The following is an 11608-nucleotide window of genomic DNA, read 5'->3' as shown; positions in this document are numbered from 1 at the left end:
ATCAATTGGAGATGGTAAAAGTTTGGACATTTCTTTTTTAAAACCTCCTTCCCAATTCGAATCCTCAGTTAAGGAATTCTGGATTTGGAAAGGTGTGAATGCAAGAGAACTCCCTTGGATTCTGCCATCTTACGAGTGTGAGATGGTTTTTCACTTAGGAGAGCCACCACTCGTCGAAACAGAAGATAGGCAACTCTTTCGATTGCCTAAGATTCATCTTGTCGGACCACAAACGAGAAGGTGGAGAATTTTATCAGAATCCGAACTTTCTCTCATCGCGATTCGTTTCTATGTCGGTGGAATGTATTCTTTATTTTCCAAAAGAGGAGATGATTTACAAAATCAGTTTCCTGAAGTTGCCAATAAACAAATATTAGGTGAATTTTCGAATTCTAACTTTCCTTCCGAGGAGAAAATTTCAGAATTTTTAATTTCTTTTTTAGAACAATATCCTGTAAAACCTTTGGAAATTCCCGCCTATGTTCGGTTTGCGCTTTTGGAACTAACTCGTCCCGCCACTCCCATTGCCAATTTATGTAAAAAATTAGGAATCTCTCGTAAGCAATTGGATCGTAAATTCAAGGAGATTGTGGGTATGGCTCCTTCTGAATACAGAACAGTGCACAGGTTACTCGATATGGTCCGTAACCCGGAACACTACCGAAAAAACAATCCTGAACTACGTTTCACTGATTTGGCTCAGGAATTTGATTATTCGGACCAGTCCCATTTCAATCATGATTTCAAACGAATTTCTGGAAGTATTCCCAATGAATGGTTCCTGGAATATGAAAAAATGTCCCATTTTTACAATCAAGATTCGTCCTATACTGATAGGATGGGAACATGATACAAAACATAATCGATTTCGTTGGCAAAACTAGATCCAATTTGAGGTTACGCACCTTATGTTCTGCCATCACAAGAGAAGACAAAGAATCTTTTGATTTATTATTATCCGATTCGGACTTAAAAGAAGTTTTAGTTTTGGAATCACCTTTACTTCTCGGACTAGCTGTCACTGAAGTTTCTAATATTTATTATTTAAAAAAATTGTTATCCATTGGTTTGGATCCCAATGCACCAGATAACATGGGTTTGTATCCGATTCACAAAGCAACAGAAACAGGGAATGTGGAAGCGGTCGATGTTTTACTTAACTCCGCTGCTGATCCCAATGCTGCCGATCCGAGTGGGGTCACAGCCCTCCATATCGCCAATAGTTTTGATGGGCTCAGTGAAATTTCTGACCTACTGATTCGTAAGGGTGCCAATATTTATCAAAGGGACAAACTCGGCAAACGTTACCTTATGTAATTCCCATATTCTATTTCTAGGAGGAGAGGTCATAATCTTCCTTGTCTGAATGACCCAGTTCCCAATCTTTGTGAATATGATCGGAACACCTTTTACCACAACGGCTACAAAACTTTTACTCCTAGGATCGGGAGAACTTGGCAAAGAGGTTGCCATTGAAGCCAATCGTTTGGGTGTTCATGTCATCGCCGTAGATCGTTATCCGAACGCACCGGCCATGCTTGTGGCACAAGAATCCCGAGTCATCAATATGCTGGATCCAAAAGAATTGGAAGCCACCATACGAGAGTTAAAACCTGATTTTGTGGTTCCTGAAATTGAAGCCATCCATACAGAAACTTTAGTTCGATTAGAAGCCGAAGGTTTTCGGATCATACCTTCTGCCAAAGCCGTGAACCTTACTATGAACCGCGAGGGGATTCGAAACTTTGCCGCCAAAGAACTTGGATTAAAAACTTCTAAGTTTCTTTTTGCGGATACCGCTGAGGATTTTCATAAAGCCGTAACAGAGATTGGATTTCCTTGTGTGGTCAAACCGATTATGAGTTCTTCTGGTAAAGGCCAAAGTCTTGTGCGAACCGAATCCGATATTTTGAAAGCTTGGGAGTATGGCCAAACGGGAGGACGGACAGGAAAAGGGAAAATGATTATCGAAGAGTTTGTTCCTTTTGATTTTGAAATCACTCTTCTCACCATACGCCATATAGGTGGAACTACCTTTTTGCCACCCATCGGTCATCGACAGGTGAACGGGGATTATGTGGAATCTTGGATGCCTCAACCCATGACAGAGACCGCACTCCTTGCCGCACAAAAAATAGCTGAAACGGTCACAACAGGCCTTGGAGGAATGGGAATTTTCGGGGTCGAACTTTTTGTTAAAGGAGACGAAGTGTATTTTAGTGAAGTGTCTCCCAGACCCCATGACACAGGACTTGTCACTCTCATCTCTCAAAATATTTCTGAATTTTCTCTCCATGCAAGAGCCCTTCTTGGCCTACCGATTCCAGACCTGATCTTCCAAACTCCTGCGGCAAGTTCTGCCATCCTGTTGGAAGGAAAAACAAAAACACCAGTATATACCGGTATTGGAGAAGCCCTCCAAATGCGAGGGGTGGATGTTCGAATTTTTGGGAAACCAGAAATTGATGGGAAACGTCGAATGGGTGTTAGCTTGGCTTTGGGAAAAACAATTGAAGAGGCCAAAGAAAAAGCCAACCGTGGAAGGGATTGTATTCAACTGGGAAATTAATCTTTTTTGATTTCGGGCGCTTTGTAACCTGTCATCATGGAATCATAGATACTTTCTTCTCCAAAGGGGAGGAAAGAGTTATCATAATGTAAGGCCAGGAATTTGTTTTCTCCTTTTCCAAACCCACGAATGAGTTCCGATTCAATCGAATCAAAATCAGAGGACTCAATCGAATCCATATACTTACCATCATGTAGTAGGTTTAGGAAGATCACAAATTTTCCCGCATGTTTTAGGATTTTTAAGGAAAATAACATTTCACGAAGTTTTAAAAGATAAAGAAGAGGGCGAGTGTTTCTTGCCATCATTAACTTCTGTTCGGCTTCACTGACATCACGTAAAGCTAGACGTAAAAAGGCTCTGGTTTGTGTTTTTTCTTTGTCTCGTGATTTCCCTCCAAGTAAAATTAATTCGGATCGAACTAGATCCAAATTTTTAGTGAGAATTTTATCATAGAGTTGGATGAGTTTGAATTGGGTAGAACGAACTGCCAAATAAGCATCCCCATATTTGCCCTGGATGTGTAGGCTTTTGAAACGTAAATACTCATCGATGATTTCTTTGTATTCGGCTTTTTCTTCGGCAGTCCCTAAGTGGATGACACTGGAATCGAGCGAACGCACCAAAAGATAATTTTCTTCCGCGCCAAAGGCCACTTGTAAGTTGCCGTTGGCAAAGCTTCCGCTGCCAAAACATAGGCAAAGGAAACAGGTGAGTCGAAAAAGAAAAGTTCGCACAGTACAGTTTCGGCTCACGGAGTGACTAAAAAAAGTCCATAATCTCACTCGTGTTTTTCCCCGCCATTATGTCCTTCAAAAGGGAAATTTCTCTGAGAAAACCGGGCCAATTTCTTTCCGATTCTACTCGTCGTATGCGGTTCTTTTTCGATCCTGGTTTTATACAGAAAGGGAAGACCTTCGGAAATTATATGATTAAAGTATCTGGTTTAAACAAACAATTCAACGGCAATGTTCTATTCGATGACTTACAATTCAGCGTGAATCGCGGGGAACGCGTCGGTCTTGTGGGCCGCAACGGACATGGAAAATCCACCATGGTCCAAATCATTTTGGGAAAAACGGAACCGGATACGGGAAACATCACCATCCCCAAGGGATACCGCATCGGACATTTGGAACAACATTTGATTTTTACCAAACCCACCGTTTTGGAAGAATGCGCTCTTGGCCTTCCCGAAGGTGACGAATACGAAACTTGGAAAGTAGAACGAATTTTATTCGGTCTTGGGTTTTCAGAAAAAGACATGGAACGAAGCCCAGAAGAATTTTCTGGTGGATACCAAATCCGAATGAACTTAGCCAAACTCCTTGTATCGGCTCCGGACATGCTCATCTTAGATGAACCAAACAACTATCTAGATATTGTCACCATACGTTGGTTAGAGGAATTTTTGCGTGAGTGGGAAGGGGAAATCATCCTCATCACACACGATAGAAGTTTTATGGATAGTGTTGTCACTCATACGGTAGCGATTCACAGAACCAAAGCCATCAAGGTGCAAGGGGATACAGAAAAGTTATACACACAGATCAACCAAGCAGAAGAGATCTATGAAAAAACCAGACTGAACGAAGCCAAAAAACGAAAACAAGAAGAAATCTTTATCGCTAAGTTCAAAGCAAAAGCTAGTTTTGCAAGCCGCGCCCAATCTCGAGTCAAAAGATTAGAGAAACAAGGGGAAATGAAAGCTCTCGACAATATTGAAGATATGGAACTTTATTTTAACAGTGCTCCTTTCTCTGCAAGTCAGATGTTGAGTGTGGACGAAGTTTCTTTTTCCTATACTGGAAATGCCCCTTATCTATTTGAAAACTTTTCTATTAGTGTAGGGCCTGAGGATCGAATTTGTATCATCGGAAAAAACGGAAAAGGAAAGTCCACATTACTCAAGTTAATTGCTGGTGAACTAAGTCCTGTTACTGGAGAAGTCAAAAAACACCAAATTCTGAAGGAAGGGTATTTTGGCCAAACCAACAAACTGAACATGAACGAAAGTAATACGGTTGTTCAGGAAATTATGAGTGCTGACCAAAACTGTTCGGAAGGGAAGGCTCGTAACATTGCCGGGGGACTGATGTTCTCGGAAGACCTTGCCTTAAAAAAGATTAAGGTTCTCTCCGGGGGAGAAAAGAGTCGGGTCCTTCTTGGAAAGATTTTGGTGGCTCCTTGCCATTTGTTGTATTTGGATGAGCCCACAAACCACTTGGATATGCAGTCCTGTGACTCACTCATTGAGGCTATCGATAACTTTGATGGCTCTGTTATCATGGTGACACACAACGAAATGCACTTGCGCGCTGTAGCCACTAAGCTCATTGTATTCGATGATGACCGAGTTTTTGTTTATGACGGGGGTTATGACGACTTCCTCAGTGACATTGGCTGGAAGGATGAAACCGTTTGAAATCGATCCTCACTCTAAAACAAGTTTCCAAGTCGTATGACAATGGATTCCAAGCCCTAAAGGATATAAATTGGGAAGTAAAGGAGGGCGAAATCCACGCTCTTCTTGGCCCCAACGGAGCAGGAAAAACCACCCTAATCAATTTGATTTGTGGAATTGTGTCACCAAGCGCTGGTGAGGTGACAGTTAGTGGATTTGATATCATTAAAGATTTCAAAAAAACCAGATCCTTGATTGGTCTTGTCCCTCAGGAACTCAGTGTTCACGCGTTTGAAACCGTTTGGGCCAGTGTTTCGTTTACGAGAGGGCTTTATGGCAAACCAGCCAATCCAAAATACATTGAAGAAGTTTTAAAATCTCTTTCCCTTTGGGACAAAAAAGATCAGAGGATTATGACTTTGTCTGGAGGGATGAAACGCCGAGTTTTAATCGCCAAAGCATTGTCACACGAACCGAGTATATTATTTTTAGATGAACCAAGTGCCGGTGTGGATGTGGAATTACGAAAGGATATGTGGAAGATTGTAGAATCTCTTCGTAAAAATGGTGTTACTATTATCCTTACTACTCACTATATCGAAGAAGCGGAATCCATTGCCGATAGAATATCTGTGATCAGAAAAGGTGAAATTTTTCTCACAGAAAACAAAGACCGGCTTATGAAACAACTCGGAACCAAACAACTCCGGATCGAACTAAAAAAACCACTCAAACTCGTTCCCAAGTCACTGGCAAAATATGAATTGGAGCTTGTGGATCACAATTCCGCGATCGTGTTTACGTATGACCGTTCGGATGACAGTAGTTTGATTACCAAACTTCTGGATGATTTGAAAAAACTCAAAATTCAATTCAGTGATTTGAGTACAAAACAAAGTTCTCTAGAAGAGATTTTTGTTCAGTTGTTACAGGAGGCTGTATGAATTTTTACGCAATCAAATCTATTTATCAATTTGAAATGGCCAGAACCTTCCGTACTCTTTTGCAAAGTATTGCCTCGCCAGTTCTTTCTACTTCTTTGTATTTTATCGTATTTGGATCGGCCATCGGTTCGAAGATCCAGGAAATTGATGGAATCCATTATGGTAGCTTCATTGTTCCCGGTCTTGTGATGTTGTCACTCCTTACAGAAAGTATCTCCAATGCCTCCTTTGGAATTTACTTCCCTAAGTTTAACGGAACCATTTACGAAATCCTATCAGCACCGGTAACGATGTGGGAAGTGGTAATTGGATACGTGGGAGCTGCGGCGACTAAGTCTTTTATGCTCGGAATACTCATGCTCATTACGGCATCTTTTTTTGTTCCGATTCGCATCGACCATCCGATCCTAATGGCTTTTTTCTTGGTATTAACCTGTATTAGTTTTAGTTTGTTTGGATTTGTGATTGGGATTTGGGCCGATAGTTTTGAAAAACTCCAAATGATTCCTATGCTTGTGATCACTCCCCTTGTATTTTTGGGAGGAAGTTTTTACTCCATTCAAATGTTACCACCCTTCTGGCAAAAACTTAGTATGTTTAACCCTGTATTGTATTTGGTGAGTGGGTTTCGTTATAGTTTTTTTGAAAGGGCTGATGTTGCACTCTCTGTCAGCATTACCATGATCCTTGTGTTTTTAACCCTATGTTTGACTCTCACTTGGGTTATCTTTCGCACAGGTTATAAAATCAAAAACTAAAGTTTTCCCTTTCTTAGTTTTCGTAAATCTTCCACTAACCTTTGTATATCGCCCGTGCCTTTGGCACGGTAGATCCCTCGTAAATACCTTTTCTTATCAAACAAAAAGATATTCTCTGTATGAACAAATTCATATTTCCCACGTTCCACAGAAAACCCTTCCATCTCCGCCCCACAGGTTTCTTTGGCGAAGGACTCAATTTCCGATTCCTTTCCCGTATAAAAATTCCAATTAAGGTTTTGGATTTTGTAGGTTTTTTTATAAGCCTGTAAAACGGGAACGGTATCTTCTTTGGAATTGATGGAGACCGATCGGATTTTTAAATCTGGAAACTCGGCAAGTTGCGGTTGGATTTGTAAAATGTTTCTTGTGATCAGGGGACAGATCCCGCGGCAAGTCGCATAAAAAAATACCACCAAACTTTCTTTTGGTGCCCAAGTTTCTGGAAAGATTGGTTTCCCTGAATCTTCGATTAACTCAAGAGAGTTGGGAACTTGTTTGAGGTTTATATTTTTGTTCGGGGCATCTGTCCAAATCGGGTCAAAATCCTTTCCTGAAAAATAAGGAACTTGGTTTGGATTGGGTTCCGATTCTGAAGGTTGGCACTGGATTCCCACCAAACAGAGAAAAATGAGTAAGAGGAATGACTTCATTGGGAACTGACTTTCTCTTCGGGAATGGGTTCGCAGAGTTTACTTCCTGGGCGACCAAAACTTTCTCCCGATTCCATAAAAACATGGTTCAAATAGATTTGTCCTCGACGGTTCCATTTTTTAGAAACCTTGGGTTTCCCTGAATCGTAGAAGGTTTGGTAGGTGGCCATTTGTCCGTTGTCAAAATAATCTATATACTCACCGATTGGTTTGCCGTTATCAAATTCAGAACTTTGCCTTATGTTTCCATTTTCAAAATAACTGATTTGTTTTCCGTGTTTCTGTCCATAACGAATGTTTCTTTCTTCTAAGATCCTACCGTCCATTTTTTTTGCCGTATAACGACCGTGAGGGACTCCCTTATAGTATTCTGTTTCATAAACTTCTGCAAGGATGATTGGGTTGGTAACCACAAAGATTCCGTTGAAAGGTTTTCCTTGGTAGAGAAGGAAGTGGTTTGAATCTTCGCTAAGGCCTGGATCTCCCGCTTCTACCCGGAGGGGAGAGCAGGAAAGGAGAGTGAGGACGAATAAAAGAGAGAGGATTACCTCTCTCTTTTGATGTTTAAATTTAATTGGAGACTGTCCCCGGTGTTCCATGGAAAGAAGAACCAATGAGGGTATTGATTCCAGCAGTTGCATCACTCGCAAAATGATAGTGATAAATTCCACTCGGGAAAAGAACTGTGGCTGCAGTATGACCATGGTTCGCATCAAGAGCTGGTCCAACAGCTCCAGGAGCCCCATCATCACCGGTGGCAGCTGTGTTATTATCGCAATGCAATCCATAAACAGGAAATCCATCGATCAACACACCAATCAATTTGGAGTCGTTAGTCGTCACATTGAGTGGTTGGGAGTGGTGGTGGTATACCCCAGAACTTTGCGGGTGACCATTGAATGTATCAAAGGTTTGCGCTTCTGTTGCGAGTGTGTCACCAGGAGCCGCTGCATTGTTAAAAATAGCAAGTCCATTCACGGTGATGCCTACAGAAGCATACCCACTTTGCGTTCCGGTTAAAGTACCAGACTTGGCAGCAGGAGAGCTAGGGATGGTATAAACCAAACACTGGGATGCGATTTGGTTGTTTCCTGCAGATTTTTGTCCACCAGCAAGTGCCACGTACATCGGTGAGGTAGATCCAAAATAAAAACTTTTGTTATTCGGAATGTTTTGTGATCGGAATACATAATTGGAACCGGAGACAGAACCAACAGCACATTTAAAGTTGTTACGAATCCAAGCAGGTAGGTCCGCAGACATAGAAGAAGTCATACCAGTGATACAATCTGTATTCGTATCTAAAGTTGCCGTGGAGTTCACAACAGTGGTTCCTGTATAGGCGTTATTCACACAAATACGAGATGCAGCAGCAGCTAATAACAGTAAGGTTTCTTCATCAGAATCTGATTTGGGTTTACATTGGGTAAGGGAGGAGCCAAAAACAAGGAGTAGGGCAAGGGTTCGGATTTGTAACAATTCCATAGTCCAAACAGGCTAGAACCATTCTGAACTTTGTCAAGAAATTCGTGAATAGGAAGTGTCATATTCTTCCTTACGTACAAATCCGAATTATTTGGTTAATAAATTTTTAAAAGTTCTACTTCAAAGATGAGAGTGGAATCGGCAGGAATGTTTCCTACTTTTTTACTTCCGTATCCGAGCTCTGGTGGGATGATGAGTTTTCGTTTTCCACCCACTCGCATTCCTTTGACACCTTTGTCCCAACCTTTTACCACCTCTCCTGCTCCCAAATTGAATTCGAAAGGACGGTTACGGTCACGAGAACTATCAAACTTGGTACCATTGGTGAGTTTGCCTACATAATGTACGGTGACATAGGAACCGGAAAAGGCTTCTTCCCCTTTCCCGATTACGAGATCAATGATTTGGAAGTCCTTTTCTGCAGATTGGATAGGGAAGACCAAAACTAAAAGGAAAAATAAGACGGATTGGATACGGATCTTCATACTTTAGTGAAAGTATTCAGGATTTGATTTCCTTTGCCAATGAAAAAAACTATTCCCAAGAGAATCCGATTTTAGGATAACCAAATGTTTCATGAGTTTATTTTCTATTGCCGGGAGCTTGAGTCCTTCCTCTACAGAAACCAAATCCAAGAATTTAAAGAGGGTGACCACGATAGTTTTTTTGCCGAAGAAATGCTGCGTTACATCCAGGCAGAATCCTTAAAAATCCCGCAGTCGGAAAAACAAAAATACCCAACCGTCCCTTGGGAAAAGATTGATAACCTCTGGCAAAAGGATTTGGCCCGAGCGTATGACTACATCGACTTAAAGATGTTATATTATATCTGTGCTTATGAAATTCCGAAGATTACAAAAACGATTAAATTGGAAATCCGCTAAGCGCCTTACGCCGCGGACTTACCGTTATTTTTAATGATTTCTATGTTTTCCTCGAAACGTACTTTTTCTGCATAGGTGCGTTTTCCGGAAAATTCAACTCCCACAAGTAAATCGCCGGCAGCATCTTTGTAAGCCCAAGCAATTTTACCAAAAAATCGGAAAGGAGTTTGGAGTTTGAAAACCAACTCTAATAAGATTCCTTTTTGTTTTGGTAGTGTTTCCACCAAGTTACTGTTAGCAATTTTGAGTCTGAGTCCTGTGGTGGACAAATCCAAAACCGGAAATTTTTCAACCGTTGTCATAAGGTTGGCATCTTTGATTCTTTCGATCATTTCCGAAATTTGTTTTTTATAAAATTCCAAATCTTCTTTAGTGATCGCATTGTCTTTGGTTTGTAACCAGTAGTATCCAATGGGAATGATTTCTTCTAGTTCGTTTGTATAAAGAATCGGGAGGATGAGTTCTGATTTTATTTTTTTATCTTTTGAGGCTAATGCAATTTTATCTACATGGTCCTCGATATCATCTTCGTAGTTAATAAACCCTTCTTCGTCAGAACGATAACTTTCAGCATTGGTCGCATCTTTGATGAAAAGAATTTTTTGAGTGGATTTGACCACATCGAACTTTCGTTCCATCCCAGATTTGAAAATATCCATCGTGCCCGCTTCTCCAGACCTTGCCATCATTCGTTTGCGGTAGTCTTCAAAATTAACGCGTACTAGAGTAGGGATGTTGAACATATTGGCTTCGATGATGGTTTTGGAACTGACGATGTTGGTTACATTGACAAGACCATCTTCCGAAATAGTAAAACGTGGATTGAGTCTTTCTTTTTTTGCAATGAGAACTTTGTCCACATGAAGTTGGATTTTGTTAGGTGCAATTTGTTTTACGAAAGAACAATGAAGCTCTAGATATCGAGCCAAAAGTTTGGAAAGAATGAAGGTGGAACCTGGTCCAATCGCCCAAACTTCTGACCAATCGACAATGATTTCTTCACCGCCGGGTAATTCCTGTGTGACGGTCATGGATTGGATTTGTCCATTCCAATTGGCCTTCATTTCCTGATTCATAAGATAGTGTAAGATCACATGGTGCTTTTGTTCTTTCCCTGTGATTTGATCCATTGGTCGCATAGCTAGTTCCGATTTCTATTGTATGAGACGGAAATAAATTTCCGCTTCTAATGGAAGTAAAGAGGAAACTCGTCTCTTTGGCAAGAAAAACGAAAATTTAAAGGAGAAGTAGGTGTTTTTTTTCTGTTAATTCATAACAGAAACGAATCCAAGAAAAATGATTTTGTAAGTGTGAATACTCGGGAAGGTACTGAAGTAAAAACGATTCGCAACGTTTCTCTCTTTCAAAATATTTTTTTTCCATGACAATCGTAAGATCGCTTAATGTTTTTTCGTATGTATCTGCATCCATATAACCTTCTTGTAAGGCTTTTTTTAGAAACATACATTTTTCATTCCATTCCAATGGGGAAAGTACTGAGATCGCATCCATCTCCAACCAAAACTCTTTTAATTCCTTTTCAAACTTAGGGACTTCCCTTTTGATATTCTCGCATTTATGGAATAGTGTCCGCAAGTGGCTGACAGCATAATGATCAATTTCCGACATATGTCCGTCCCAAAGTGCATGGTAAGTTTTGGGAAAAGAGAAAGTAAACATCGGACCTGAGTAGGGAGAGAGTAAATCCAATTGATACGCGCCTTTTGCATTCAATTGTAAGGAACCTTTGACCACGATTCCATTCACTTCCGTCTCCAACGATTTGATTCCGAGCATACTAATATTCAATTGCTTATGTAGCGAAATTTATTGTATGATCCTGAAATTTTTTAAAAAATTTACGATTTGATTATAATAAGAAATCTTTGTTTGGCGATTCCCCTAAAGATA

At 40.6% G+C, this 11608-nt stretch carries 14 protein-coding genes; 7 read left to right on the top strand and 7 right to left on the bottom strand.

The features are described 5' to 3' along the window. Positions 1 to 22: 22 nt before the first annotated feature. The 3 genes from JWG41_RS11565 to purT all read left to right on the top strand — a co-directional run bounded on the left by JWG41_RS11565 (position 23) and on the right by purT (position 2569). Positions 23 to 850: an AraC family transcriptional regulator gene (locus JWG41_RS11565; RefSeq protein WP_205270090.1), complete on the top strand. Its 828-nt coding sequence runs from the start codon at positions 23 to 25 to the stop codon at positions 848 to 850. Beyond that, complete coding sequence (locus tag JWG41_RS11560; protein ID WP_205270089.1) at positions 847 to 1317, top strand: ankyrin repeat domain-containing protein; 471 nt, start codon at positions 847 to 849, stop codon at positions 1315 to 1317. Before JWG41_RS11565 ends, JWG41_RS11560 begins: the two co-directional genes overlap by 4 nt. Before the next feature lie 76 nt (positions 1318 to 1393). Beyond that, positions 1394 to 2569 (top strand): formate-dependent phosphoribosylglycinamide formyltransferase, encoded by a 1176-nt coding sequence (purT, locus tag JWG41_RS11555; RefSeq protein WP_205270088.1) that lies wholly within the window; start codon positions 1394 to 1396, stop codon positions 2567 to 2569. Here purT and JWG41_RS11550 read toward each other — a convergent pair. Then, a complete protein-coding gene (locus JWG41_RS11550; RefSeq protein ID WP_205270087.1) occupies positions 2566 to 3306 on the bottom strand; it encodes an adhesin OmpL37 family surface protein in 741 nt (246 codons plus the stop codon). The two genes, purT and JWG41_RS11550, sit on opposite strands and share 4 nt — an antisense overlap. A 191-nt stretch (positions 3307 to 3497) precedes the next feature. Between JWG41_RS11550 and JWG41_RS11545 the strand changes: the two genes are divergently transcribed. Genes JWG41_RS11545 through JWG41_RS11535 form a run of 3 tightly spaced genes read left to right on the top strand, consistent with a single transcriptional unit; the run spans position 3498 to position 6675 of the window. After that, the gene (locus tag JWG41_RS11545; protein WP_205270086.1) at positions 3498 to 4994 is read left to right on the top strand and encodes an ABC-F family ATP-binding cassette domain-containing protein; all 1497 of its coding nucleotides are present in this window, start codon (positions 3498 to 3500) and stop codon (positions 4992 to 4994) included. Next, complete coding sequence (locus JWG41_RS11540) at positions 4991 to 5917, top strand: ABC transporter ATP-binding protein (protein WP_205270085.1); 927 nt, start codon at positions 4991 to 4993, stop codon at positions 5915 to 5917. Before JWG41_RS11545 ends, JWG41_RS11540 begins: the two co-directional genes overlap by 4 nt. Next, positions 5914 to 6675 carry an ABC transporter permease gene (locus JWG41_RS11535; protein ID WP_205270084.1) on the top strand — a complete coding sequence of 254 codons (762 nt, stop codon included), beginning with the start codon at positions 5914 to 5916 and terminating at the stop codon, positions 6673 to 6675. The genes JWG41_RS11540 and JWG41_RS11535 overlap by 4 nt, the downstream gene beginning before the upstream one ends. On the opposite strand, the gene JWG41_RS11530 is transcribed toward JWG41_RS11535, so the two are convergent. The 4 genes from JWG41_RS11530 to JWG41_RS11515 all read right to left on the bottom strand — a co-directional run bounded on the left by JWG41_RS11530 (position 6672) and on the right by JWG41_RS11515 (position 9298). Then, positions 6672 to 7328: an SCO family protein gene (locus tag JWG41_RS11530; protein WP_205270083.1), complete on the bottom strand. Its 657-nt coding sequence runs from the start codon at positions 7326 to 7328 to the stop codon at positions 6672 to 6674. The genes JWG41_RS11535 and JWG41_RS11530 overlap by 4 nt on opposite strands. Continuing rightward, positions 7325 to 7927 carry a toxin-antitoxin system YwqK family antitoxin gene (locus JWG41_RS11525; protein ID WP_232373952.1) on the bottom strand — a complete coding sequence of 201 codons (603 nt, stop codon included), beginning with the start codon at positions 7925 to 7927 and terminating at the stop codon, positions 7325 to 7327. Before JWG41_RS11525 ends, JWG41_RS11530 begins: the two co-directional genes overlap by 4 nt. Then, positions 7899 to 8813, bottom strand: a complete 915-nt coding sequence (locus tag JWG41_RS11520) for a YHYH protein (RefSeq protein WP_408611751.1) — start codon at positions 8811 to 8813, stop codon at positions 7899 to 7901. The genes JWG41_RS11525 and JWG41_RS11520 overlap by 29 nt, the downstream gene beginning before the upstream one ends. Before the next feature lie 95 nt (positions 8814 to 8908). Then, a complete protein-coding gene (locus tag JWG41_RS11515; protein ID WP_205270082.1) occupies positions 8909 to 9298 on the bottom strand; it encodes an FKBP-type peptidyl-prolyl cis-trans isomerase in 390 nt (129 codons plus the stop codon). A gap of 84 nt (positions 9299 to 9382) precedes the next feature. Here JWG41_RS11515 and JWG41_RS11510 point away from each other — a divergent pair, with 84 nt between their 5' ends. Next, positions 9383 to 9697: a HepT-like ribonuclease domain-containing protein gene (locus JWG41_RS11510; RefSeq protein WP_205270081.1), complete on the top strand. Its 315-nt coding sequence runs from the start codon at positions 9383 to 9385 to the stop codon at positions 9695 to 9697. 5 nt (positions 9698 to 9702) lie between these two features. On the opposite strand, the gene JWG41_RS11505 is transcribed toward JWG41_RS11510, so the two are convergent. Then, on the bottom strand, positions 9703 to 10827 hold the full coding sequence (locus tag JWG41_RS11505; protein ID WP_232373951.1) for a DUF1577 domain-containing protein: 1125 nt from the start codon (positions 10825 to 10827) through the stop codon (positions 9703 to 9705). 106 nt (positions 10828 to 10933) lie between these two features. After that, a complete protein-coding gene (locus JWG41_RS11500; RefSeq protein WP_205270079.1) occupies positions 10934 to 11494 on the bottom strand; it encodes a hypothetical protein in 561 nt (186 codons plus the stop codon). Positions 11495 to 11608 lie beyond the last annotated feature (114 nt).

Source organism: Leptospira chreensis (genome assembly GCF_016919165.1).
Classification (GTDB): domain Bacteria; phylum Spirochaetota; class Leptospiria; order Leptospirales; family Leptospiraceae; genus Leptospira_A; species Leptospira_A chreensis.
This window is presented reverse-complemented; position numbering and strand designations above follow the sequence as displayed.